Origin of the sequence: Methylohalobius crimeensis 10Ki, assembly GCF_000421465.1 — a bacterium.
Lineage (GTDB): Bacteria > Pseudomonadota > Gammaproteobacteria > Methylococcales > Methylothermaceae > Methylohalobius > Methylohalobius crimeensis.
In genome coordinates, this window is the sequence record NZ_ATXB01000001.1 from 773,924 (window position 1) to 797,592 (window position 23,669).

Genomic DNA, 23,669 nt, shown 5'->3' on the forward strand with positions numbered 1-23,669 from the left:
AAATCGGCTTTCCTGCCGATTTGTCTTGCCGCGAAGACCTTCCAACCGGATACCCGCAGACCTTTTGATTAGAATCTTTGAATCAGGAGTAAGGGGTGATCGGTCGGGGTAAAATTCGTTGGCTGGCATTGACGGCGGTCGTGGTGTGCCTCGATCAACTCACCAAGTTGTGGGTAACGGCGATCCTCCGGCTGCACGAGAGTATCGAAATCTTGCCGTTTTTCCGTTTGACCCGGGTCCACAATACCGGCGCGGCGTTCAGCTTTCTGGCCGGTGCCGGGGGTTGGCAGCGCTGGTTTTTTCTGGGGCTGGCGGTGGCGGCGAGCATCGTCATTTTGATTTGGATGTGGCGACTGAAGGACGACGAGCGCATTCAGGCCGCCGGATTGGCGTTGATTCTGGGCGGTGCGCTGGGTAATTTCATCGATCGCGCCTGGCACGGGTATGTGATCGACTTTTTGGATGTGTATTATCGCCACTGGCACTGGCCCGCTTTCAATCTGGCCGATGCGGCGATTACCGTAGGAGTGGCGCTGCTTCTCTGGCATGGTTGGCGGCGACCGATGGAAACGCGTATAGGTGAGGAACACAATGGCAGTTGACGCGAAGAGACGGCAAAAGAAATTGCAACGCAAGGTGCAAAAGCGCAAGCAAAAGGCGACGACCAGAAACAAGGGGCAAGGCAAGGGCCTCCGACCGGAAAAATATATCGAGTATCCAGTGCTCGATTGTCTGCTGGGCGACAGCGTTTATGAAGTAGGCATGGGAAGCGTGCTGTTCGCCCGGGAAACCTCTTACGCCGAGGTGGCGGTCAGCGCTTTCGTGGTGGACGTTTATTGCCTGGGCGTCAAGGAGGCGTTTTTCACCGTCATGCGCAAGGCCGATTATCTGGGCAAGCTCAAGCCGATGTTGACCAAGACCCATGAAGAACAGGGTATCAAGCCGGTCGATCCGTGCTGCGCGCGCAAGCTTCTGCAAGGCGCGGTGGCCTATGCCGAGGAGGTGGGTTTCGAGCCGGCCGAGGACTATTGGCGGGCGGAAAAACTGTTCGGAGACGCCGATCCGGCCCAATGTGAAACCGAATACGAATATGGTCGCGAAGGGAAGCCCTGCTATATTCAAGGCCCCAACGACGATATGAAGGTGGTCCGTTATATTCTGGGGCGGCTCAACGAACGCTACGCCCAGGAGGATTTCGATTACGTGGTCGAAGTCGATGGAGAACAGCAGGCCAGTCGGCCGGAATTACTGGAAGATCAAGATTCTTGACATCTTCTTTCAGCCCGGCTTCGGAGAAGGTAGCTCAAGCGCTTCCAATCGAAGCCGGGTCCCGGATCGATCTTCCGTCCCGGCGCGATGTCGCTGTGGCCGACGATGCGATTCGGGGAAAGTTCGGGATAGGTCTCCAGTAAAGTGTGGATGACCCTGCCCAGCGTGGCATATTGGGCATCGGTGTAAGGAGAGGTCTCGACGCCTTCCAACTCGATACCGATGGAGAAATCGTTGCAGCACTCCCTCCCCTGAAAGCACGACACGCCCGCATGCCAGGCGCGGCGGTGAAACGGAACGTATTGCGTGGCGTGTCCGCGTCGGTCGATCAGCAGATGGGCCGAAACCTTGAGACCGGCGATCTCGGCGAAATAGGGATGACCGTTGAAGTCGAGCCGGTTGGTGAATAGCCGATCCACATAGGTGCCGCCGAACTCGCCCGGAGGAAGGCTGATGCAATGAATCACCAAGAGGGATATTTCTCCCGAGGGGCGTTCATCCTGGTTGGGACTGGGGACTTGTTTGACGGACTTTAGCCAACCGCCCCGGATCGTCCAATTTGTTCCCGTTTTGTCAATCATTTCTCTTTTTTGGTAAATCCTTTCCGCCTCGTTTGCCATTTTGCGATTTCAATCACGGCTTGCTCCAAAGGGCGAGATTAAGCTTAAGCCCAACGTTGCGCTAACCACAATAAGCAACCCGTCGTGTCCTAAACGAATCGTTATCTGGAGAGTGCGCCATGAACGCTGAAAGGAAAGTCATCGACTTCAACGCGGCTAGTCGGGCTCAGCATGTCAAAATCGGAGTTTTGGTAGCCGAGTGCCGCTCCCTGTTTCAGAAAGAGTTCAAGCCTATTTTAGTACGCTTTTTCGGCAAGGTGGACGATGAGTTGTTCACTTTGTCCGATAAGGCCGTCAGCAGTACCCAGCAGGAAATGTACTTTGAAGCGATGCGATACCTTCGCCGCGAGCGGGAGCAGATCGAACGCAGTTATCTCCACGCGGTACTCAAAGGGTACGACGAGTTTTGGACATCGCCAAGCCGGCCGGTGAGCGCCTCGCAAGTTCAATCCAAGTCGCCGGACGAGGATGATTTCGCGCTGGTGGAGCACGAAGATCTGGAAGAAGAATTGGCGGTTTCGACCCTGATCAATAAGGGCAACACGATTCACCATCGGGATCTATACGCCCTCAACCAACGCTTTGCCAAGGTGCTGGGACGTGCCGAAGTGGGGGGCGAGGAAAACCCTGTGGCGCCCCATCGATTGGGGCACGGTTTTGCCGACGTATTACGACCGTTGACGCTGGAACTCAAGGTTAAGCTGATTTTATTCAAACTCTACGAACGTTTTGTGATCGGCGAACTGGAAGGTGTCTACGATCTCCTCAACGAGGCTTTGGCCAAGCACGGCGTGCTGCCGGAAATTCCCCGGAAACCCAAGAAATCCAAAACCCGTTCGTCGGGACATTCCAATGAACAAATATCCGGGAAATCGTCGGAGTATACCGCCCCCTCCGATCAAACCGCCTATATTCAGGCGATCCAGGCCATGCATACTTTGCTGTCCGCCTGGCGCTCCCAAGCGGGGCTTCCTTCCTTGGCCGCCAATGTCTCCGAACCCGGTATGGTGGTCAGCGAAACCCGGGAAGTGTTGGGGACCTTATCGGCGCTTCAGGATCCGGAGGTGACGGCCAAGCTCACCGAGGCGTTGCAGGGCGGGGAGGATGCCAATCTCAAACAAGTTCTTGCCGATCGCTTGAAAGCGGATCATGGCGACAAACGCACCCTCGCCCAGATGGATGAAGATATCATCGATATGATCGGCATGATTTTCGACTTTATCCTCGACGATCGTCATTTGCCGGCAACGGTCAAGGCGCTCATCGGGCGATTGCAAATCCCCATCGTGAAGGTCGCGATTCTGGATAAGTCGTTCTTTTCCAAAAAAACTCATCCTGCTCGCCTGCTCTTGAACCAATTGGCTCATGCCGGCATCAGCCTATCCGGCGACGAGGAGTTGGAGCAAAATCCGGTATTTCGGCAGATCAATTCCACCGTGGCGCGTATTCTGGGCGAGTTTGCTCAGGATGTCGGTTTGTTCGGGGAAGTGCTCGAGGAATTTAGCCAGTTCATGGAGCAAGAAGGGCAACGCAGTCAGCGGCTCGAAGAGCGGGCCCGGCAGGCGACCCAAAGTAAGGAACATCTGCTTTTGGCCAAGAAGGAGGTCGCCGAAGAAATCGCCGCCCGCTTGCGGGATCGGGCGCTTTCTCCCCGCTTGAAACACTTTATGACGACCCATTGGAAGGATGTTTTGTTGTTATCCTGTTTAAGGAAAGAAAAATCCCCCGATGAATGGCAGGCCAAGTTGGCTTTGACCAATACTTTGCTGTGGACCTTGTCCGCACCGCAAAGCAATCTTGAGCGCAAGCGGATGGGGCAGCGGATTCCGGGGTTGCTGCGGGCGTTGCGGCATGAATTGGAAGGCATCTCTCTGGATCCCAAACAGATCGCCCTCTTTTTCAAGGAATTGGAATCCGTTCATCAAGCTTTGCTGAGTCCGGAGGGAGGTTCGGTCGACCCCCGCATCGAGCGCGAGCTGGAGGCCGTTTCCGCCAATTTGCCGGAGGTGGACGACCTGGACTTGGGGGAATTGACCGATTTCCGGGACGCTGAGGTCGAAGAAGAAATCATCATGATTTCGGAAGCGGAATCTGCCGAGGAGGAGGACGAATTCCTTAATCGGGCGAGTCGGATGGAAGTGGGCGATTGGCTCGAGTTGACCGACTCTCAAGGCAAAACGCTGCGGGTCAAATTGTCCTGGATCAGCAAGGTGACCGGTTTGCGGGTATTCGTTAACCGCCGCGGGATGAAGGTGGCCGAATACACCTTGAACGGCTTGGCGGCCGAGATGCGCCGCGGCGGCGCCAGGATCATCGATGGCAAGGTTCCGCTGATGGACCGGGCATTGTCGGCGATGATGACTACGCTTAAGCACCCGGCCAAACAGCAAGATGGGGATGAATCCGCTCCGCCGTCATCCGGATCGACCGCTCCGGCGTTATAGTAAGAAAGGGGTCAGCAACACCGCCGCCAGGCTGAGGGCTTTACTCATAATGTTAATGGCGGGGCCGGCGGTGTCTTTATAGGGGTCGCCCACGGTGTCGCCGGTAACCGCCGCCTGGTAAGCCGGCGAACCTCGACCGCCCAAATGGCCGGCCTCGATGTATTTTTTGGCATTATCCCAGGCGCCGCCCCCGGTCCCCATGGATAGGGCCAGAATCAGCCCGGTGGCCACCGCCCCGATGAGCATGCTTCCCACCAGGACCGCCATGCTTCCGGAAGGTGCCCAGAGGGCGGCACAGGCGGCAAGCAGCGGGGCGAGGATGGGCAATAATCCAGGCGCAATCATACTCACGATGGCCACCCGGGTAAGAATGGCGATGGCATGGGCATGGTCCGGTTTGGCCGTTCCCGCCAGGAGACCGGGGTTGCTGCGGAATTGACGGCGTACTTCCTCGACGATTTTGATCGCAGCCTTCCCCACCGCGTCCAGCGCCATCCCGCTGAACCAAAACGGCAATAAGGCGCCGATGAACAGGCCCGCCATCACATAAGGATTATCCAGGGAAAAACTCAAGGTCACGCCAAGCGCCTCGAATTCCAGCTGATAGGTGGCGAACAAGGTCAAGGCCGCCAGTCCCGCCGCGCCGATGGTAAACGCCTTGGTTAGCGCCTTGGTGGTGTTGCCGGCGGCATCGAGGGCATCGGTGCCGCTTCGCACCGTCTTGGGCAGTTTTGCCATTTCCACGATGCCGCCGGCATTGTCGGCGACCGGCCCGTAAGCATCGATGGCCGTGACGATCGGGGTCAGGGCCAATAAAGCGACGGTGGCCACGGCGATGCCGTAAACCCCTTGCAAATGATAGGTGACGATGATCGCCGCCGCGATGAGCAAAGTCGGGAAAGCGGTGGATTTCATCCCGACCGCCAAGCCGGTAATGATGTTGGTGGCGTGTCCTTGGCGCGACGCGGCCGCAATCCGCTGCACGGGGCGGAAACGCAAGCCGGTGAAAAAGGCGGTGTTGACGACCAACCCCAACCCCACGCTCAAACCGACCAAGGTGGCGGCATACAAGTTTCCGCTCAGTTGGAGGTGCTCGTCGAGCAAATATCTGCCGATCCAGTAATAACCGAAACCGGTCAACAGAATGCTGATGGCCACTGCCCGAAGCAGGGCAAGGCCGACGCCGCCGTGTTTGGATAGCCAGAGGCATTGCCCGCCCAGGATTTGAGCCAAAAGAGCGGCGGCGCCCAGAGCGAGCGGGTAGGACTGGAGCATCGGATCGGGGCTTAGTCTGGCGGCGACCAAAATAGCCGCCACCAGGCTGACGCTATAGCTTTCGAACACATCCGCGGCCATTCCGGCGCAATCCCCCACGTTATCGCCCACGTTGTCGGCGATCACCGCCGGGTTGCGAGGGTCGTCTTCGGGAATATTCTGTTCCAGTTTGCCGGCCAAGTCCGCGCCCACGTCCGCCGCCTTGGTGAAAATCCCTCCGCCGAGGCGGCCGAAGATGCTGACCAGCGAGGCACCCAAGCCCAGGCCCGCCAGGGGAGTCAGATTATCCGGTTGGGGGCCACTGCGCAGGTATAGATAGAATCCGGCGACCGCCGCCAAGGCGAGACTGCCCAGCAGAAAGCCGGTCACCGATCCGCTGCGATAGGCGATTTGCAACGCCCGGGACAAACGGGTTTGGGCGGCGGCGGCGGTGCGTGCGTTGGCGCGTACCGCGATGGTCATTCCCAGTACGCCGGAGACGATCGAGCAAAGACTGCCCACGGCGAATCCTGTAGCGGTCGAGGGACCGAACTGGGGAATCCACCAGAGGATGAGGAACAGCCCCGTGCCGACGCCGGCTATGATACCGTATTGATTGCGCAGAAAAGCCGCAGCCCCTTCGCGAATGGCCAGGTAGGGCTCTCGAAGCGCTTTCCCTCCCAGCGGCTGGCGTAATACCCAGAAGGCGCATCCCAGCGCATAGAGACTCCCAAGGCCGGCGGCCAAGAAGCACAAATAAAGAGGGCTCATGCTTTAACTCCCGGTCAATTTGAACTCTGATGGAGGGGTAGCGTCTCAAGGGCAACTCTATTTACATGCCCCAGGGCCCTTGAAATAATGCAGCGCGCACCAACAGCCATGCTAACACAGTCCTCGGTTACGCCTATGAATCTCCCCCTTGCCAATGACGAGCTTCAATGGCTCTTGAAGACCTTGCCGGAATCGTTGCGGATGCAGTTGAATCGCTCGCCTGATGCCGGTTTATTGGAAATCGTCATGGATTTAGGGCGTTTCCCTCAGGCGCGGTATGTGGATGGAGCCGTTATGCTGGCCGATACGCCGGTGAGCCGGGCGGAGATCGGTTACGTGGTGGATCAAGTGGGTGAATTCGGCGCCGACAATCGTGCCGGTATCGAAGGAACGCTACACCGGATTTCGGCCATCCGCAATCGCAAGGGCGAAATCGTCGGCCTGACTTTGCGAGTAGGCAGAGCGGTGACCGGCACCATCGATCTGATCCGCGATTTGGTCGAGTCCGGTCGCAGTCTTCTGCTCTTAGGCCGTCCCGGGGTGGGCAAGACGACCAAGCTCAGGGAAGTGGCCCGGGTGTTGGCGGACGATCTCGGCAAACGGGTGGTGGTCATCGACACCTCCAACGAGATCGGCGGCGACGGGGATATACCCCATCCCGCTATCGGAAGCGCCCGCCGGATGCAAGTTCCCCATCCCGACAGGCAGCATGCGGTAATGATCGAGGCGGTGGAAAATCACATGCCCGAAGCGATCATTATCGATGAGATCGGCACCCAGGCCGAGGCCTTGGCCGCCCGCACCATCGCCGAACGCGGCGTGCAGTTGATCGGCACCGCGCACGGCAACACTTTGCTCAATCTGGTGCAGAACCCGACCCTGGCGGATTTGGTCGGTGGCGTACAGAGTGTCACTCTGGGCGATGAGGAGGCCCGCTTTCGGGGAACTCGGAAAACCGTCAGCGAACGCAAGGCTCCGCCTACTTTCGAGCAGGTAGTGGAGTTGCTGGACCGCGACGAGTTGATTGTCCATACCGATACCGCGGTGGCGATGGATGCCATATTGCGGGGCGAAGAAGCCGGCGGGATTCGGCGGACGCCCAGTGGGGAAGTCAAGTTGGCCGGCCCGGGTGCATCCGACGTGGGCGATTCACACGCCTTATCCCCCGAGGCGCTTAAGGGGGAAGTGCGGGTCTATCCGTATGCCGTCAGCCGGGATCTGGTGGAACGGGTGATTCGGAGTTTCCGCTTCGATGCCCGAACGGTGTCCAGGCCGGAACGGGCCGATATGATCTTGGCCTTGCGCTCCCGTTCCGAGGATGCCCGGCTGCGCCGCATCCTTCAGGCCACCGGCCTGCCCTTGCACTGCGTCAAGAAGAATTCCACCGCTCAGATTAGGCGCTTGTTGAATCGCGTTTTCGATCAGGCGCCCCGGGAAAGCGGCGAGAACATTGACGCCGCGATCCAGGAGGCCGAAATGGCCGTGCGGAAAGTCATGGAGGAATCCATGTCGGTGGAGTTGGCGCCGCAACCCAAGGAAGTGCGCAGGATTCAGCACCATATCGTCAATCGGTATCATTTAGTCGCGGAAAGTGTCGGTTCGGACCCTTTCCGGCATTTGGTCGTTTCCGCCGATTGGGAAGAAAAATAGAGTGAACATTCGGTCTAATCGCTTACCAAGACTGATCGAAAAGAATAAAATAACCTTTATATTTACGATGGAAGCGATAAAAATAATATGGTGACGGTAGTTGCGGAAATCATGGACAAGAAAGACCCCAAGGACGAAATCATGCAAGCTGCGTTGAAGTTGTTCACCGATAAGGGATACTTCAACACTTCGATCGCTGATATTCGGCAAGCGGCCGATGTCAGCACGGGGACGATCTATCATTATTTCAAGAATAAGGAATCGCTAGCGGACGCCTTGTATCAGGACGTTCTACAGAGTATGAACGATTCGATCGGGGAGATAAGCAGCAAAACCGATAATGCCTTCGAACGCTTGCGGGCAATCGTCGAATTGTTTTTTACCTTGACCGAAAACGCGCCGGAGGTCATGCGCTTTATCGTGTCGGTGAGGCATCAGGAATTTCGGGCCGATAACCGTCCCATGAGCCTGTCCGAGCCGTTTTTGCGGCTCACTTCCATCATGCAGGATGGCATAGAGAGGGGGGAGTTGCGGCGGATGGATTCGAAGGTGGCGAGCGCTTGTTTTTACGGCACTATCGCCCGCATGATCCAGTTGCGTCTGGACGGGGGCTTGGAAAAGTCGCTGGAATGGTATTTGTTGGATACCTGGACGGCCATTTGGAAAGCGCTCTCGCCTTAGCATCTACCCCTTCCCAAACAAAAAACGCGGGGAGGAGAAATCCTGCCCCGCGTTCTCTCAGTGGGTGGGATGCTTAAATGGACTTACAGCGGAAGTTCGGTGCGTCCCATCAGGTACTCGTCCACCGCCCGCGCGGCCTGCCGGCCTTCCCGGATCGCCCATACGACGAGGGATTGCCCCCGGCGCATGTCGCCCGCGGTGAATACCTTGTCGATGGATGTGCGGTAGTTGTCGGTATCGGCCTTGACGTTGCCGCGCGGATCCAGTTCGGCTCCCAATTCTTCCAGCATCCCTTCGTGAACGGGATGGACGAAGCCCATGGCCAAAAGCACCAAATCGGCGTCGAGGGTGAACTCGCTGCCCGGCACCTCCTCCATTTGCCAACGGCCTTCTTCGTTCTGGTGCCATTCGATTTTGACGCAATGTACTTTGGTCACCTGACCGTCCTTACCTTCAAAGGACTTGGTGCTGACGCTGAACAGACGCTCGCAGCCTTCCTCATGGGAGGATGAAGTGCGCAATTTGTTGGGCCAGTAGGGCCAGGTGAGGAGCTTGTTTTCCTTTTCCGGCGGTTCGGGGAGAATTTCCAACTGGGTGACGGAAACCGCGCCTTGACGGATGGAGGTGCCGATACAGTCGGAACCGGTATCGCCGCCGCCGATGACCATGATTCGCTTGCCAGTGGCAAAAAGCGCTTTCTTGTGGGGGATTTCGTCGCCCGCCACGCGCCGATTCTGCTGGGGCAGAAAGTCCATGGCGAAGTGAACCCCTTTCAGCTCCCGTCCGGGAATGTCCAGATCCCGCGGTTTTTCGGAACCGCCGGCCAGGACCAGGGCGTCGTATTGCTCCTGCAGCGATTGGATGGAAACATCCACGCCCACGTGCGTATTGGGGCGGAACACGACGCCTTCGGCGCGCATTTGGGCCATGCGCCGGTCGATGTGTCGTTTTTCCATTTTAAAGTCGGGGATGCCGTAACGCAGCAGTCCTCCGATCCGATCGTTCTTTTCGTACACGACCACGCGATGCCCCGCCCGCGCCAGTTGTTGGGCGCAGGCCAGACCCGCCGGCCCCGAACCAACCACGGCGACTTGCTTGCCGGTGCGAGCCTCGGGAATCTCGGGCTGGATCCAGCCTTCCTCCCAGGCGCGGTCCACGATGCTGCATTCAATGGTTTTGATGGTGACCGGGTCGTCTTCCAGATTCAAGGTGCAAGCCGCCTCGCAGGGCGCGGGACAGACGCGGCCGGTGAACTCGGGAAAGTTATTAGTGCGATGGAGCTGCTGGATGGCTTCGTGCCATTTGTCCCGATACACCAGATCGTTCCAGTCGGGGATCAGGTTGTTCACCGGGCAGCCGCTATGGCAATAGGGAATGCCGCAGTCCATGCAGCGCGCACCCTGTTCGGACAGCTCATCGGTTTGCAGGGGGATGGAAAATTCGTGGAAATGTTGGACCCGGTCGGCCACCGGGGCGTAACCGCGATCGCGGCGCTGAATTTCCAGGAAACCGGTGGGTTTACCCATGGAGTTACCTCTTCGATCCTAAATATCTGTTGATTCCGGAATGGGGCGGACCCGGAAAATCACCGGGTCCGGATCAAAAAGCGTCGATCAGGCGGTCATCCGCATCTGTGAACTTTGCTTTTGTTGCTGCAGCTTTTGGAGTGCCCGCCGGTAGTCGACCGGCATCACCTTGACGAACTTGCTCCGGTAGTCGGACCAATGCTCCAGGATCTGCCGGGCACGCTGACTGTCGGTATAGTGCAGATGGGTTTGGATCAGCGCGCGGAGTCGCTGCTCGTCGAAGCGGGTCATGTCGTGGGCGACGTTGACCCAGCCGTGGGTTTCCAAATCCCCGCCTTGGTGCTCCAGCGTTTCCAGGGCTTCGTCCTCGGCCAATACCGGCTCCAGTTCCACCATGGCCTGGTTGCAGCGCTTTTCGAAGTCGCCGCGCTCGTCCAGGACATAGGCGATTCCGCCCGACATGCCGGCGGCGAAGTTGCGGCCCGTCTCGCCCAGCACCGCCACGATCCCGCCGGTCATGTATTCGCAGCCGTGGTCGCCGACGCCCTCGACGACGGCGACGGCGCCGGAGTTGCGCACCGCGAAGCGTTCGCCCGCGACCCCGCGGAAGAAGCACTCACCGCTGATGGCGCCGTAGAGAACGGTGTTGCCCACGATGATGTTCTCCTCCGCCACGATCGGGGTTTCGGTGGGCGGATAGATGATAATGCGGCCGCCGGATAGGCCCTTGCCGACGTAGTCGTTGCCTTCGCCGTCCAGTTCCAGGGTGACGCCTTTCGCCAGCCAGGCGCCGAAGCTCTGGCCCGCCGTTCCCTTGAGCTTGATGTGGATGGTGTCGTCCGCCAATCCTTCGTGGCCGTAGCGTTTGGCCACTTCGCCCGAGAGTATGGCGCCCACGGAACGATGGGTGTTGCGCACCGGCATATCGATTTGCACCGGCTTTTGTTCCTCGAGAGCCGGCCGGGCGGCGGCGATGAGCTTGTGATCCAGCGATTGGTCGATCTCGTGGGGCGGGGAAGTGCGGTTGTAGACCGCCACGCCCGGTCCGGCTTCGGGTTTGGCCAGGACTTTGGCGAAGTTCAATCCCTTGGCTTTCCAATGATCGATCGCTTCGCTCATATCCAGCCGATCGGACTGGCCGATCATTTCATTGAAGCTGCGGTAGCCCAACTGGGCCATGATCCGGCGGATTTCCTCGGCGACGAAGAAGAAGAAATTGACCACGTATTCGGGTTTGCCGGCGAACTTTTTCCGCAGCACCGGATCCTGGGTCGCGACCCCCACCGGACAGGTATTGAGATGGCACTTGCGCATCATGATGCAGCCCTCCACGATGAGGGGAGCGGTGGCGAATCCGAATTCGTCCGCGCCCAGCAGGGCTCCGATCACCACGTCCCGGCCGGTCCTCAAACCGCCGTCCACCTGCACGCAAATACGGTCGCGCAGCTTGTTGAGCACCAGGGTTTGATGGGTTTCGGCCAGGCCGATTTCCCAGGGGAGGCCGGCGTGTTTGATGGAGGTCAAGGGCGAAGCGCCGGTTCCGCCATCGTAGCCGGCGATGGTGACGTGGTCGGCGTGGGCCTTGGAGACCCCCGCGGCGACCGTGCCCACGCCTACTTCGGAAACCAGCTTGACACTGATCCGGGCCTTGGGATTGACGCACTTGAGATCGTAGATCAGCTGCTTCAGATCCTCGATGGAATAAATATCGTGGTGCGGCGGGGGCGAGATCAGGCCGACCCCCGGGGTGGAGTGACGCACCTTGGCGATGATCTGATCCACTTTGTGGCCGGGCAGCTGACCGCCTTCGCCGGGCTTGGCTCCCTGGGCGACCTTGATCTGGATGTCGTCGGCATTGGTCAGATACTCGGTGGTGACGCCGAACCGGCCCGAGGCGACCTGCTTGATGGCCGAGCGCATGGAATCGCCGCTGGGCAGCGGTTTGAAGCGCTCCGGCAACTCGCCACCCTCGCCGGTATTGGATTTGCCGCCGATCCGGTTCATTGCCACGGCGAGGGTGGTATGGGCCTCCCAGGAGATGGAACCGAACGACATGGCGCCGGTGGCGAAGCGCTTGACGATTTCGCCGGCGTGCTCCACTTCCTCCAAGGGCACCGGATCCCGATCGAAGTTGAAGCGCATCAGACCCCGCAGGGTGTAAAGACGCTCATTCTGTTCGTTGATCAGCCGGCTGTATTCGTCGTAGGTCGCCTGATTGTTGCTGCGGGTGGCGTGTTGCAACTTGGCGATGGTATCGGGCGTCCAGGCATGGGTTTCACCGCGCAGGCGGTAGGCGAATTCTCCACCCACATCCAGCGATTCGCGCAGTTCCAACGAATCTCCGAAAGCGCGTTGATGGCGTTGCAGGGCCTCCTGGGCGATTTCCTCCATGCCGGCGCCTTCGACGGTGCTGGTGGTGCCGGCGAAGTAGCGATCGAGGAAATCCTGATTGAGCCCCAGGGAGTTGAAGATTTGCGCGCCGCAATAGGATTGATAGGTGGAAATGCCCATTTTCGACATCACCTTGAGAATCCCCTTGGCGACCGCCTTGCAGTAGCGCTTCTGAGCTTCTTCCTCGCTGATGGGCTCGGGAAGGGAGAAGCGCAAGTGGGAAATGGCGTCGAATGCCAGATAGGGATTGATGGCTTCGGCGCCGTAGCCGGCCAGGACACAGAAGTGGTGCACTTCGCGTGCTTCGCCGGTTTCCACCACGAGGCCGGTTTCGGTGCGCAGCCCCTTGTCGATCAGGTGGTGATGGACCGCGGACGTGGCCAGCAGTGCCGGAATGGGCAGATGCGCGGCGTCCACCGCGCGGTCGGAGAGAATCAGAATGTTGTTGCCCTCGAGCACCGCCTGTTCCGCTTGCCGGCAAAGTTCCTCCAATGCTTGGGGCATCCCGTCCGCGCCTTCGGCGAGCGGGTAGCAGAAACTCAAAGTGTGGGTACGGAACGCGCCGTGGGTGCGGGGTTCAATGTAGCGTATCTTTTCCAGATCGGCATTGGTAAGGATCGGTTGATATGCCTCCAGCCGCATGTGTTCCCCGCCCTCGTTCAGACCCAATAGATTGGGACGCGGGCCGATCAAGGTTACCAGCGACATGACCAATTCTTCGCGAATGGGGTCGATGGCGGGGTTGGTAACCTGGGCGAAAGCCTGCTTGAAATACTCGTAGAGGAGGCGCGGACGCTGGGACAGGACCGCCAAAGAGGCGTCGTTGCCCATGGATCCGACCGGATCCTGGCCGCTGGTAGTCATGGGTTGCAGGAAGACTTTCAAGTCCTCCAGGGTATAGCCGAAAGCCTGCATCCGTTCGCGCAAGGTGTCTTGGTCCGGGCCCATGGGGGGCACTTCCGGCGAGAGATTTTCCAGCTGAATCTGGGTTCGGTCGAGCCATTGCTGGTATGGCGCTTGGTCGGCCAGTTCCGTCTTCAGCTCGGCGTCGTCGATGATGCGGCCTTCTTCCAAGTCGAGCAGAAGCATTTTGCCCGGTTGCAGGCGCCATTTTTTGATGATTTTTTCTTCCGGAACCTGGAGAACGCCCATTTCCGAGGCCATCATCATCATCCCGTCGTCGGTGATGAGATAACGCGCCGGACGCAGGCCATTGCGGTCCAGGGTGGCGCCGATTTGGCGACCGTCGGTGAAAGCGATGGCCGCCGGCCCATCCCACGGTTCCATCAGGGCGGCGTGATATTCGTAGAAGGCGCGCCGCTTGTCGTCCATGAGCGGATTGCCCGCCCAAGCCTCGGGAATCAGCAGCATCATCGCATGGGCGAGGGGATATCCCCCGGCCACCAGCAATTCCAGCGCATTGTCGAAGCATGCCGAATCCGACTGGCCTTCGGCGATCAGGGGCCAAAGCTTGTCCAGATCTTCTCCCAAGAAGTCCGATTGCATCGCGTGGCGACGGGCGGCCATCCAATTCATGTTGCCGCGGAGGGTGTTGATTTCGCCGTTATGGGCGATCATCCGGAACGGTTGGGCCAGTTCCCAAGAAGGGAAGGTGTTGGTGGAAAAGCGTTGGTGAACCAAGGCCAGGGCCGAGACCATGCGCTCGTCGCGCAATTCGGGATAGTAGTCGCCCACCTGCGCGGCGAGCAGCATCCCCTTGTAGGCGATGATGCGCGACGATAGGGAAGGAACGTAAAAGATGGCCGGATCTTCCACGCCTTGGGTGCGGACGTGGTTTTCCACTTGCTTGCGGATGACAAACAATTTGCGCTCGAAGGCGGCCTGGTCCGGACAATTGTCTCCGCGGCCCACGAACACTTGGCATACGACCGGTTCGACTTTTTTGACCGAGTCGCCGATGCCGCTGTTATCGGTGGGTACGTCCCGCCATCCGAGAACAGTCTGGCCTTCGGCGGCGATGAATTGTTCCAGGATTTGGACGCACTGGCGACGGTTCGCTTCCCCTTGCGGCAGAAACACCATGCCGACGCCGTAATACCCTTCTTTGGGCAGGGAAATGCCGAGCCCGGCGCATTCCTCACGCAGGAATCGATCCGGCATTTGAATTAAGATGCCGGCGCCGTCACCCGCCAGAGGGTCGGCTCCCACGGCACCACGGTGAGTTAAATTGGTGACGATCTCCAGGCCGTGCTCGACAATGGTGTGGCTTTTGCGGCCCTGGATGTCGGCGACGAAACCGACACCGCAGGCGTCGTGTTCATTGCGGGGATCGTACAAACCCTGCTTGCGTGGCAATCCGCTATGATTCATATTCGACCTCGTTTGGATAAGCTATAAAGGGCCATGTTACAAGGGGACCGGCACTCGGGTTGCAGTGTTGATTCGGCCGATACACCTGGCCCCGTCTATCCACAGAAAAGCGTTAAAGAATAGGAGACTTGGGTAAGATTTGCAAGATTGGTAGGGTTGAGTCGCGCGGTTTCGGATTTTTCCGCCGAGTCCGCCGCTATTTCCTCGGAAGCCGATGGGCAGTCGGTTCCGGTCTATTAACGCTGGTTTTTTTGGTGGCTTGCAGCGGCCCCCCAAAACGGCCGGACCGCCCCCCCATTCATACTCGATTTTACCGTGTTCATAAGGGAGATACATTATATTCCATCGCCCGTCGCAGCGGACGGGATTTCAAAGTCGTAGCCCGCTGGAACGACATTTCCCCGCCTTACACCATCTATCCGGGACAGATGTTGCGCCTCATACCCCCGGCGCCTAGAAAGGTTTCCCGGCCTGCTCCCGTCAAGAAAAAACCCGTTTCTTCGCCGTCTCCGAAAAAAACTGAAAAAAAATTAAAGGTCCGTTGGCGCTGGCCGTTAAAAGGAACGATTGCCAGGAATTTTGCCCAGACCGGCAGCAAGGGAATCGACATCGCCGCTTCGAAGGATCGATCGGTTCAGGCTGCCGCTTCAGGCAAAGTGGTCTATAGCGGCAGCGGTTTGGTCGGTTACGGCAACCTGGTGATCATTAAGCACGGGGAAACATATTTATCGGCTTACGGCAATAATCGCCGGCTTTTGGTTCAGGAAGGGCAGAAGGTACGAGGCGGGCAGGTGATCGCGGAAGTCGGTAACGCCGCAGGGAATCGGTCCGTGCTGCATTTCGAAATCCGCAGGCGGGGAGATCCGGTCAATCCGCTGTGGTATTTGCCGAAACGCTGACTGATCTTGACTGAGGGGGTATGGGGATATGACCTTGAAGATGGTTGAAATGGCAGAGTTGCTGGACAACGACAAATCGGAGAAATCAGCAGGACACCCCATTTGGGCGGTGGAAGGCATGCAAGCCGGGGATGCGGAGGCGCATCCTACTAATGGCCAGCTTCCCGAGTGGGAAGAGGGCGATTTTTCCGAAGAGCAGATTTCAGTCGAGCCTTCGATCCAGTTCGACGCAACCCAATTTTATCTGAATGAATTGAGTCGATCCGAATTGTTGTCTGCCCAAGAGGAAAAATATTATGGCGCATTAGCCCGCAGAGGCAATGAAGCGGCGCGAAAGCGCATGATCGAGAGCAATTTGCGCCTCGTGGTCAAAATTGCGCGCCGTTATTTGAATCGGGGTTTGCCGCTTTTGGATTTGATCGAGGAGGGCAATTTGGGTTTGATTCGGGCGGTGGAGAAATTCGATCCCGAGCGAGGATTCCGCTTTTCCACCTACGCCACCTGGTGGATTCGTCAAACCATCGAGCGGGCGTTGATGAGTCAAACCCGGACTATCCGCTTGCCCATTCATAATGAACGTCTGCCTTAAGGCGATGCGCCAATTGGCGCAGAAATTGAATCGCGATCCCAGTCCCGAGGATATCGCCGAATATCTGGATAAACCGGTCAAGGACGTGGAACGCATGCTCAAGCTGAACGAACGGACCAGTTCGGTGGACGTGGCCTACGGCAAAGAGTCGGATAAGCCGCTCGTGGACGCGATGACCGACGAGGCGGTGGACGGACCGGAAGAGCAAATTCAAAACGATGCGATCAGAGCGCATGTGGGGCGTTGGCTGGGGCACCTACCGGACAAGCATCGCGAGGTGTTATTGCGGCGCTACGGCCTCTGGGGTTATGAAGTGTCCACCTTGGAGCAAGTGGCGCGCGAGATGGAGGTCACCCGCGAGCGGGTTCGCCAAATCCAAATGGAAGCGGTCAAAAAGCTGCGCGAGATGCTGAAAGATGAAGGTTTTTCCGTAGAGGCGATTTTCCATTGAGGAAGTCAAAGGGCGGTTTCTTTCGCCGTTAGGAAATTGAAATGCCAGGTATGCCGACCGGTGGCCTTGGGCTCCAATCGATGAGTTCACGGCATGGGAGGAGCCCGCCTAAATTCAGGCGGGCTTTTTTATGTCAAAAATGGTATTATTTATCGTTCCTTCCGAGCCTGTCCCACCATAGACCTGCCGGTTTGATCATTTTGCAGTGGTTTCCGATGCCTTGGCGCCTTTAAAGACACAAGCGGCGTAGTTGCATCGAGCTGCTTGTCCGTCTATAGACCTAAGGTAATTTTTCCATGTCTGATACAAACACGCTAAGTTTTCGCGATCTCAATTTGTCCAAACCGGTGCTGAGCGCACTGGAAGCTGTGGGTTATGAATCTCCCACGCCGATCCAAGCGGCTACCATACCCCATGTGGCGGCCGGCCGGGACGTGATTGCTCAGGCCCAAACCGGAACCGGCAAAACCGCGGCGTTCGCCTTGCCGCTCCTGACTCGTCTCGACCTCCATCAAAGCCATCCCCAGGTGTTGGTGCTCACACCGACCCGGGAGTTGGCGCTGCAAGTTGCCGAAGCCTTTCAAACCTATGCCGCCGGCATGGATGGCCTCCACATCCTGCCGATTTACGGCGGGCAGGAATACGGGCGCCAAATCCGAGCCTTGAAACGCGGCGTGCATGTGGTGGTCGGAACGCCGGGGCGGGTCATGGACCATATGCGTCGCGGTACCTTGAACCTGGAGGGTTTGAAAACCCTGGTTTTGGATGAAGCCGACGAAATGCTGCGCATGGGGTTCGTCGACGACGTGGACTGGATTCTCGAGCAGACGCCGGTCGAGCGTCAGGTGGCCTTATTCTCCGCCACCATGCCGAGCCCTATCCGCAAGATCGCCCAACGTCATCTGCGCGATCCGGAGGAGATCAAGATCCGGGTGAAGACCACCACCGCCGAAACCATCCGTCAGCGCTACTGTCTTCTTAATCCGCATGTCAAGTTGGAAGCATTGACCCGCGTTCTGGAGGTGGAAGATTTCGACGCCACCATCTTGTTCGTGCGTACCAAGACCCAGACGGTGGAATTGGCGGAAAAACTGGCCGCCCGCGGCTTCACCTCCGCCCCGTTGAACGGCGACATCCCCCAGAATCAGCGTCAGCGGACCGTGGAGCAGCTGAAAAACGGCCGGCTCGATATTCTGGTGGCTACCGATGTGGCGGCGCGCGGCTTGGATGTGCAACGCATCACTCACGTGATCAACTACGACGTGCCGCTCGATACCGAATCCTACGTGCATCGCATCGGCCGCACCGGTCGCGCCGGTCGCATGGGCGAGGCGATTCTGTTCGTGACGCCGCGGGAAAAGCGCCAGTTGGTGGCGATCGAGCGGGCCACGCGACAAAAGATCCAAGCGATGGACCTTCCCACCACGGAAACCATCAATCAACAGCGGGTGGTCCGGTTCCAGCAGCGCATCACCGACATTTTGGCGAATCAAGACGTGCGCTTTTACCGGGATCTGTTGGTGCAGTATCAGAAGGAGCGCGAGGTACCGGCAATCGATATTGCCGCCGCGCTGGCGACTTTGCTCCAGGAAGGAGAATCCCTGCTGGTGAAGGAGGAATTGCCGGCTGTGGAGAAAGTTTCCAACAAGCGGGTGACCTTGAAGCGCAAGTCCCGCCGGTCGGATATCGGGATGACCAGCTACCGGATCGAAGTGGGCCGCCGGCATGGGGTCAAGCCCGGCAACATCATGGGGGCGATCGCCAATGAAGCCGGCCTGGAGAGCCGTTTTATCGGCAAAATCAGTATTCAGGAGGATTTCAGCACGGTGGATTTGCCCGAGGGCATGCCGCGGGAAGTTTTCCAAATGCTGAAAAAGACCTGGGTGGCGGGCAAACAGCTCAATATTTCCCGGGCCGGTGGGCAGCGCAACTAGAAAGCACGCCGCTGAACGGTAACCAAAGCCTTCCTTCGGGAAGGCTTTTTGTTCTGCGGAATAGAACTTGGCAAGCGGCGTCTAGCACGCCATCATAGGCGGCATGAGCCGGAATCAAATCGACACCGACCGCCCCCCACATCTTGCCGCCGGCGTAGCTGTGGTGAGATTTAAGGATCACACCCCTCAATATCTGCTTTTGCGGGCGTATCGTTATTGGGATTTTCCCAAGGGATTGGTCGAACCCGGTGAGACGCCGCTACAGGCCGCGATCCGGGAAGTGAAGGAAGAAACCGGCCTGGCGGATCTGGCGTTCGATTGGGGGGAGGCATACTATCAGACGCCTTCCTACGGGCGCGGGAAAGTTGCCCGTTATTATGTGGCGGCATCCCCGCATGACAAGGTATATCTTCCGGTCAACCCCGAGTTGGGCCGTCCCGAGCACCATGAATTCCGTTGGTTGACTTACGCCCAGGCCCGCGCTCTCCTGGTCCCGAGAGTCCGGGCCGTTCTCGATTGGGCCCATGAGATGATCGTCGCCACCGCGATGGAGGGCTCTCGTGGACGCGGCTCTTAAGGTCAAGCTGGCCTTTTTATCCCGCCCCGAGAGCTATCCGGATCATCCTGGCCGGGTGGAAGTGATCCAAACCCACATGGCATGGGTGTTTTTGACCGACCGCTATGTCTATAAGCTGAAAAAGCCGGTCCGTTATCCCTATCTGGATTTCAGTACCCTTGAGGCGCGCGAATTCTATTGCCGTCAGGAGTTGCATCTCAATCGCCGCCTAGCCCCGGACGTCTATCTGGACATTCTCCCTCTGACCAAGGGCGTCAACGGCAGGCCGATCTTGGGCGGACACGGGGAAATCCTGGATTTTCTGGTCTGGATGCGGCGTTTGCCTCGAGAACGGATGCTGGACACCCTGCTCAAGAACGGCTGTTTGGAGCGGCGTCATCTGCAGGCCTTGGCGGAATGCTTGACCGATTTTTATCGCGTCCGTCCGGCGCAACTCGACGGTGAGGCCTATCGGCGTCGCTACTGCGAGGCGATTCTGCTCAATTGCCGCGAGTTGGAAACGCTGCGCCATGCTTTGCCGGGCATGAATGAAAACGCCATGTGCGAGGCCCAACTGGTCTTTCTGGAACGCTGGGCGAATTGGTTCGACGATCGCGTGGCCGGAGGTCGAATTGTGGAAGGGCACGGGGATCTCAAACCGGCTCACGTGTGCTTCGAATCGGCGTGGCCGAAGATCATCGACTGCCTCGAATTCAGCCGGGAGTTGCGGCTTTTGGATTGCGCCGATGAGACCGCCTATCTGGCAATGGAATGCGATTATATGGGGTATGGGCAGGTGGGAGATTGGTTCCTGGAGGATTTTGGACGGTATTGCAAAGACGATGTGCCGCCTGCGGTGAGGGGTTTTTACATGGCTTACCGGGCGACCTTGAGGGCACGGTTACTGCTTGCCCGGACCCGGGAGGCCCCGCCGTCCAAATGGTCCCGCTGGCAACGACGGGCGGGGCGCTATCTGCAACTGGCGGCGGGGTATTGTCCGAGGCGATGAGTATCGTCAGGCGGCCATTTTTTTGACTTTTTCCAATACCGCCGCGGCGTGCCCTTCGGGGTTGACGCCGTATTCGGCGTCCACGATCGTGCCGTTCTTGTCGATGAGGAAGGTGGAGCGGACGATCCCCATCTTCTTGACGCCGGCTTTTTCTTTTTCTTGCCAAACGCCGTAACGCTCGCACAAGCTGCCGTCGGTATCGGCCAATAAATCCACCTTCAGTCCATATTTGGTGATAAAGGCTCGATGCATATCGCACGGGTCCTTGCTGACGCCTACCACCGCGGTGTCGTAGCGGGCAAACTCATCGGCCAATTGGGTGAACTCGTTGGCTTCAATGGTACAGCCGGGAGTGTCGTCTTTGGGGTAGAAATACAACACCACATTTTTTTGACCGCGAAAATCGTCGAGACTGACGGTTTCTTCGTTTTGATTGGAAACGCTGAAGTCGGGGGCGGGTTGATTCGCTGATAACATGGTTTTCTCCTCTCTGGTTAATTGAATCAGGGCCGGCGTTCTTCGATCCGGCCGTCGGCGGCGATGAATACGGTGCTTGCCAATTCGCGGAAGATGCCATGCTCGAGCACACCGGGAAGATCGTTCAACAGGCGGTCGACGGCGGTGGGGGGCAGTTTTTCATCGAAACGGGTGTCGAGTACCACGCCGCCGGCGGAGGTCACCGCCGCCCCGGCGTCCTTAAGGCGCAGTTCGGGATGGGCGCCGGCCGCTTCGAGTCCGGTTCGGACCAGTTGCCAGGCAAACGGCATCACTTCCACCGGGATGGGGAAACGTTCACCGATTCGGTCCACCTGTTTGGACGGGTCCACCAGGACCCAGAATAGATCGGCGGCGCGGGCCAGGATTTTTTCCCGGACCAGATCCTGGCCGCGGCCTTTGAGTAAAGTCAGGTCCGGGGCGACTTCGTCGGCTCCGTCCACGTATACGTCCAGTCGCGTCAGTTGTTCCAGTCCGACCAGAGGAAGTCCCGCATTCCGCGCTTTGACGGTGCTGATCAGGGAACTTGCCACGGTGGTGACGCGAAGGTTTTCCTCGCGGTGGCGTCGGGCCAAGGCTTCGATGAAGCAGTCGGCGGTGGAGCCGGTACCCAGGCCGACGATCATGCCGTCCCGGATTTGCGTGGCGGCGTGGTGGGCGACCCGTTGTTTATCGTTCATATGAGCGTCCTTCTGGGTCTTTATAGTTGAGTATCATACTAAGGAAATGGTGGGCGTCAATGCAATTTACGTATCGCTTTCGACAATTCCTTCCATCAACTGGGTCAGCGATCCGTGGGTATGCATGGCTTCAATCGCTTGAGCGGTTAAATCGGTGGCGGAAAGGACGGTAAGTTTATTTTTGACTTGATCGCCCTGGATGCGCCATGGTGGTACCGTGTCGGTTACCACGATTCGATCCAAGGCTGGATCGGCTAGAATCTGGTCGGCCGAGGGGTGGAACACGCCGTGGGTGGCCAGCGCCAACACCCGGCTCGCGCCTTGCGCCTTGCAGGCGCGGGCCGCGTGGACGAGGGTACGGCCGGTGACGATCAGATCGTCGATGATGATCACCGTGCCTTCGGTGACCGAGCCCACCAGCCGGCCGTGGGTCAATTCGCCGGCGCTGCGCTTTTTTTCCACGAAGGCCAGTTCCACCTCGCTCGCTTCCCTGTCCAAGGCCCGGGCCAGTTGCTCGCGAAAGTCCTGGGCGCGCTTGTAACCGCCGGCGTCGGGGGATACCACGGCGACCGGCTCGGAGCGAAGTTCGGGAATCAGGTGGCGCAAAAACACCGAGGTCGCCTTCAAGTGTTCGGCGACCCGGCGGAAAGCGTTCTCGTAGGCCGCGGGGTTGTGGACTTCGAGGCACACCACTCGGTTGGCTCCCACCGCCTCGATCATTTCGGCCAGATAGCGGAGACTGAGGGGATCGCGGGATTTGGTGCGGCGATCCTTGCGGGCATAGGCCAGATAGGGAAGGATCAGGCTGATTTCCCGGGCGGAGGCGTCGCGCAGGGCGCCGGTGAACATTAACAGACGCAGCAGCTTATCGTTGACGCTCAGATCGGGGTCCGAATACAGGGATGCCAAGACGAACACATGGCGTCCGCGCACGCTTTGCAGGGGACGGATTTTGAACTCGCCGTCCTCGAAGGCGCGTTCTTCGTGCGCTCCCAAATCGATGCCCAAATGGGCCGCGACCCGGGCGCCGTATTCGCGGGAGGCTTGGAGGGCGAACAGGAGCGGTTGGGTCATGGCGGCGACTCCTGGGGGTGAGAAAATTCCATTGTCGTCGATTCGCCGTGCCGGAGCAATCCCGCTCTCTGCTATGCTTGAAGATAGGTCGTTCGAGTGAGGGGTGAGCATAACATGATCGCGGAGTGCGCCGGATTTTCCCAGCTTCATATCGATGTGGCCCGGTTTGCCACCGATGATTTCAACCTGTTCCACGACCTGGGCAAATGGCGGCGCCTGCGCGGCAACCCCTTCGGTGGGCCGGTGGTCATGGGTTTTCAGACCGAGACTTGGCTGGCCGAAGCGGTCGCCGCCTATCGGCGCGCGCAGGAAGACTCGAAGTTGCTGCGTGCCTTGCGTTTCAGCAACTACCAGATCCATTTCGCCGCCGCCCTTAAACCCGGTCAATCGTTCGAGCTCGTGATCAAACCCTCCCAATGGGACGATGGGCGGGGAGTGCTCAGCAACCGGGTGTTGATTCGAAGCGCCCAGGGGGTGGTGTTGATGGGGTACCAAAAATTGTCCCGGCAGCCCTTGATACTTCCCGATCTCGAACTGGGCGAGTTGCCGCCCTTGACAGCCGAGCCCGATCGCGGCGAACTCCCCGGCACGCCGTATTTTCTCAAGCGCAAGTACATGACGACCGCCAACGCCAAGAATTTTCTCCTGGGATCTTTGGTGGATCCGGCTCGGTATTTCGATGAACTGGAAGGGCGAGTTCAATTTCCGGAAATGTTTCCGGTCAGTTTTATTTCCTGCGCCTTGCTGGAGCGGGCCCGCCTCAGGGGCCACGATTTCGAGATCGAGCCGATGGTCTATACCCGCCATGAGATCAGCGTGGATCGAAAAGCGGTGACCGCGATCCGGAGCAACGACGTGCTGCATGTGTTGGTGGCGCCGGACTGCGAGGAGGCGGGCGAGTTCCAGTCCTTCCGCTGTGTCGGTCTGATCGGCGATCGTCCGGTTTTTCGAGCGCTCACCCGCTTGGCACCCCTGAAAGCAGTGGTCAAGGCGCTCGAGCGACGCTGAAGGTCGTCCGGTTCTGTTAAAATAGACGGATTTTAAC

The 23,669-nt window shown here is 58.6% G+C and carries 19 protein-coding genes; 12 read left to right on the top strand and 7 right to left on the bottom strand.

All coding sequences use genetic code 11. The features are described 5' to 3' along the window. Window positions 1-98: 98 nt before the first annotated feature. Together lspA and H035_RS18090 are read left to right on the top strand one after the other, a co-directional pair. The gene (gene lspA / locus H035_RS18085) at window positions 99-602 is read left to right on the top strand and encodes a signal peptidase II (protein ID WP_040574598.1); all 504 of its coding nucleotides are present in this window, start codon (window positions 99-101) and stop codon (window positions 600-602) included. Continuing rightward, the gene (locus H035_RS18090; protein WP_022947736.1) at window positions 592-1,269 is read left to right on the top strand and encodes a hypothetical protein; all 678 of its coding nucleotides are present in this window, start codon (window positions 592-594) and stop codon (window positions 1,267-1,269) included. The genes lspA and H035_RS18090 overlap by 11 nt, the downstream gene beginning before the upstream one ends. Here H035_RS18090 and ampD read toward each other — a convergent pair. Beyond that, window positions 1,257-1,850 carry a 1,6-anhydro-N-acetylmuramyl-L-alanine amidase AmpD gene (gene ampD, locus H035_RS0104135; RefSeq protein ID WP_051149818.1) on the bottom strand — a complete coding sequence of 198 codons (594 nt, stop codon included), beginning with the start codon at window positions 1,848-1,850 and terminating at the stop codon, window positions 1,257-1,259. The genes H035_RS18090 and ampD overlap by 13 nt on opposite strands. A 158-nt stretch (window positions 1,851-2,008) precedes the next feature. Here ampD and H035_RS0104140 point away from each other — a divergent pair, with 158 nt between their 5' ends. Continuing rightward, window positions 2,009-4,333 (top strand): DUF1631 domain-containing protein, encoded by a 2,325-nt coding sequence (locus H035_RS0104140; protein WP_022947738.1) that lies wholly within the window; start codon window positions 2,009-2,011, stop codon window positions 4,331-4,333. Here the strand turns inward: H035_RS0104140 and H035_RS0104145 are convergent. Then, on the bottom strand, window positions 4,328-6,358 hold the full coding sequence (locus tag H035_RS0104145) for a sodium-translocating pyrophosphatase (protein WP_022947739.1): 2,031 nt from the start codon (window positions 6,356-6,358) through the stop codon (window positions 4,328-4,330). The genes H035_RS0104140 and H035_RS0104145 overlap by 6 nt on opposite strands. A 135-nt stretch (window positions 6,359-6,493) precedes the next feature. On the opposite strand from H035_RS0104145, the gene H035_RS0104150 reads away from it, so the two are divergent. Together H035_RS0104150 and H035_RS0104155 are read left to right on the top strand one after the other, a co-directional pair. Further along, entirely contained in the window at window positions 6,494-8,008 is a 1,515-nt protein-coding gene (locus H035_RS0104150; protein WP_022947740.1) for a R3H domain-containing nucleic acid-binding protein, read from the top strand. Window positions 8,009-8,095: 87 nt separating this feature from the next. Beyond that, a complete protein-coding gene (locus tag H035_RS0104155) occupies window positions 8,096-8,689 on the top strand; it encodes a TetR/AcrR family transcriptional regulator (protein WP_022947741.1) in 594 nt (197 codons plus the stop codon). 83 nt (window positions 8,690-8,772) lie between these two features. On the opposite strand, the gene H035_RS0104160 is transcribed toward H035_RS0104155, so the two are convergent. Both H035_RS0104160 and gltB read right to left on the bottom strand, forming a co-directional pair. After that, the gene (locus H035_RS0104160; RefSeq protein WP_022947742.1) at window positions 8,773-10,215 is read right to left on the bottom strand and encodes a glutamate synthase subunit beta; all 1,443 of its coding nucleotides are present in this window, start codon (window positions 10,213-10,215) and stop codon (window positions 8,773-8,775) included. 87 nt (window positions 10,216-10,302) lie between these two features. Further along, window positions 10,303-14,937 carry a glutamate synthase large subunit gene (gltB, locus tag H035_RS0104165; RefSeq protein ID WP_022947743.1) on the bottom strand — a complete coding sequence of 1,545 codons (4,635 nt, stop codon included), beginning with the start codon at window positions 14,935-14,937 and terminating at the stop codon, window positions 10,303-10,305. 428 nt (window positions 14,938-15,365) lie between these two features. Here gltB and H035_RS0104170 point away from each other — a divergent pair, with 428 nt between their 5' ends. The 6 genes from H035_RS0104170 (at window position 15,366) to H035_RS0104190 (ending at window position 20,375) form a co-directional block, all read left to right on the top strand. After that, window positions 15,366-15,836 (top strand): murein hydrolase activator EnvC family protein, encoded by a 471-nt coding sequence (locus tag H035_RS0104170; RefSeq protein ID WP_235044536.1) that lies wholly within the window; start codon window positions 15,366-15,368, stop codon window positions 15,834-15,836. Between the two features lie 49 nt (window positions 15,837-15,885). Continuing rightward, the gene (locus H035_RS22845; RefSeq protein WP_321162843.1) at window positions 15,886-16,425 is read left to right on the top strand and encodes a sigma-70 family RNA polymerase sigma factor; all 540 of its coding nucleotides are present in this window, start codon (window positions 15,886-15,888) and stop codon (window positions 16,423-16,425) included. Further along, window positions 16,409-16,876, top strand: coding sequence for a sigma-70 family RNA polymerase sigma factor (locus tag H035_RS22850; RefSeq protein ID WP_051149738.1), 468 nt, complete (start codon window positions 16,409-16,411; stop codon window positions 16,874-16,876). The genes H035_RS22845 and H035_RS22850 overlap by 17 nt, the downstream gene beginning before the upstream one ends. A 296-nt stretch (window positions 16,877-17,172) precedes the next feature. Beyond that, window positions 17,173-18,810, top strand: a complete 1,638-nt coding sequence (locus H035_RS18100; protein ID WP_022947745.1) for a DEAD/DEAH box helicase — start codon at window positions 17,173-17,175, stop codon at window positions 18,808-18,810. Between the two features lie 103 nt (window positions 18,811-18,913). After that, entirely contained in the window at window positions 18,914-19,387 is a 474-nt protein-coding gene (locus tag H035_RS18105; protein WP_022947746.1) for a bis(5'-nucleosyl)-tetraphosphatase, read from the top strand. After that, entirely contained in the window at window positions 19,371-20,375 is a 1,005-nt protein-coding gene (locus H035_RS0104190) for a phosphotransferase (RefSeq protein ID WP_022947747.1), read from the top strand. The genes H035_RS18105 and H035_RS0104190 overlap by 17 nt, the downstream gene beginning before the upstream one ends. A gap of 6 nt (window positions 20,376-20,381) precedes the next feature. Here H035_RS0104190 and H035_RS0104195 read toward each other — a convergent pair whose 3' ends face one another. The 3 genes from H035_RS0104195 to H035_RS0104205 all read right to left on the bottom strand — a co-directional run bounded on the left by H035_RS0104195 (window position 20,382) and on the right by H035_RS0104205 (window position 22,624). Then, a complete protein-coding gene (locus H035_RS0104195; RefSeq protein WP_022947748.1) occupies window positions 20,382-20,852 on the bottom strand; it encodes a peroxiredoxin in 471 nt (156 codons plus the stop codon). Between the two features lie 26 nt (window positions 20,853-20,878). Next, complete coding sequence (gene rpiA, locus H035_RS0104200; protein WP_022947749.1) at window positions 20,879-21,550, bottom strand: ribose-5-phosphate isomerase RpiA; 672 nt, start codon at window positions 21,548-21,550, stop codon at window positions 20,879-20,881. Between the two features lie 66 nt (window positions 21,551-21,616). After that, window positions 21,617-22,624, bottom strand: coding sequence for a ribose-phosphate diphosphokinase (locus H035_RS0104205; RefSeq protein ID WP_022947750.1), 1,008 nt, complete (start codon window positions 22,622-22,624; stop codon window positions 21,617-21,619). A gap of 114 nt (window positions 22,625-22,738) precedes the next feature. Between H035_RS0104205 and H035_RS0104210 the strand changes: the two genes are divergently transcribed. After that, window positions 22,739-23,632, top strand: a complete 894-nt coding sequence (locus tag H035_RS0104210; RefSeq protein ID WP_022947751.1) for a hypothetical protein — start codon at window positions 22,739-22,741, stop codon at window positions 23,630-23,632. Window positions 23,633-23,669 lie beyond the last annotated feature (37 nt).

Coding starts and splice junctions, on each gene's coding strand:
- H035_RS0104170 (WP_235044536.1), top strand. CDS start 15,366: ATGTTGCGCCTCATACCCCCGGCGCCTAGAAAGGTTTCCCGGCCTGCT.
- H035_RS0104205 (WP_022947750.1), bottom strand. CDS start 22,624: ATGACCCAACCGCTCCTGTTCGCCCTCCAAGCCTCCCGCGAATACGGC.
- H035_RS0104210 (WP_022947751.1), top strand. CDS start 22,739: ATGATCGCGGAGTGCGCCGGATTTTCCCAGCTTCATATCGATGTGGCC.
- H035_RS22850 (WP_051149738.1), top strand. CDS start 16,409: ATGAACGTCTGCCTTAAGGCGATGCGCCAATTGGCGCAGAAATTGAAT.
- H035_RS18100 (WP_022947745.1), top strand. CDS start 17,173: ATGTCTGATACAAACACGCTAAGTTTTCGCGATCTCAATTTGTCCAAA.
- H035_RS0104195 (WP_022947748.1), bottom strand. CDS start 20,852: ATGTTATCAGCGAATCAACCCGCCCCCGACTTCAGCGTTTCCAATCAA.
- H035_RS0104155 (WP_022947741.1), top strand. CDS start 8,096: ATGGTGACGGTAGTTGCGGAAATCATGGACAAGAAAGACCCCAAGGAC.
- H035_RS0104140 (WP_022947738.1), top strand. CDS start 2,009: ATGAACGCTGAAAGGAAAGTCATCGACTTCAACGCGGCTAGTCGGGCT.
- H035_RS18090 (WP_022947736.1), top strand. CDS start 592: ATGGCAGTTGACGCGAAGAGACGGCAAAAGAAATTGCAACGCAAGGTG.
- H035_RS18105 (WP_022947746.1), top strand. CDS start 18,914: ATGAGCCGGAATCAAATCGACACCGACCGCCCCCCACATCTTGCCGCC.
- H035_RS0104160 (WP_022947742.1), bottom strand. CDS start 10,215: ATGGGTAAACCCACCGGTTTCCTGGAAATTCAGCGCCGCGATCGCGGT.
- H035_RS0104145 (WP_022947739.1), bottom strand. CDS start 6,358: ATGAGCCCTCTTTATTTGTGCTTCTTGGCCGCCGGCCTTGGGAGTCTC.
- H035_RS22845 (WP_321162843.1), top strand. CDS start 15,886: ATGGCAGAGTTGCTGGACAACGACAAATCGGAGAAATCAGCAGGACAC.
- gltB (WP_022947743.1), bottom strand. CDS start 14,937: ATGAATCATAGCGGATTGCCACGCAAGCAGGGTTTGTACGATCCCCGC.
- ampD (WP_051149818.1), bottom strand. CDS start 1,850: ATGATTGACAAAACGGGAACAAATTGGACGATCCGGGGCGGTTGGCTA.
- H035_RS0104150 (WP_022947740.1), top strand. CDS start 6,494: ATGAATCTCCCCCTTGCCAATGACGAGCTTCAATGGCTCTTGAAGACC.
- rpiA (WP_022947749.1), bottom strand. CDS start 21,550: ATGAACGATAAACAACGGGTCGCCCACCACGCCGCCACGCAAATCCGG.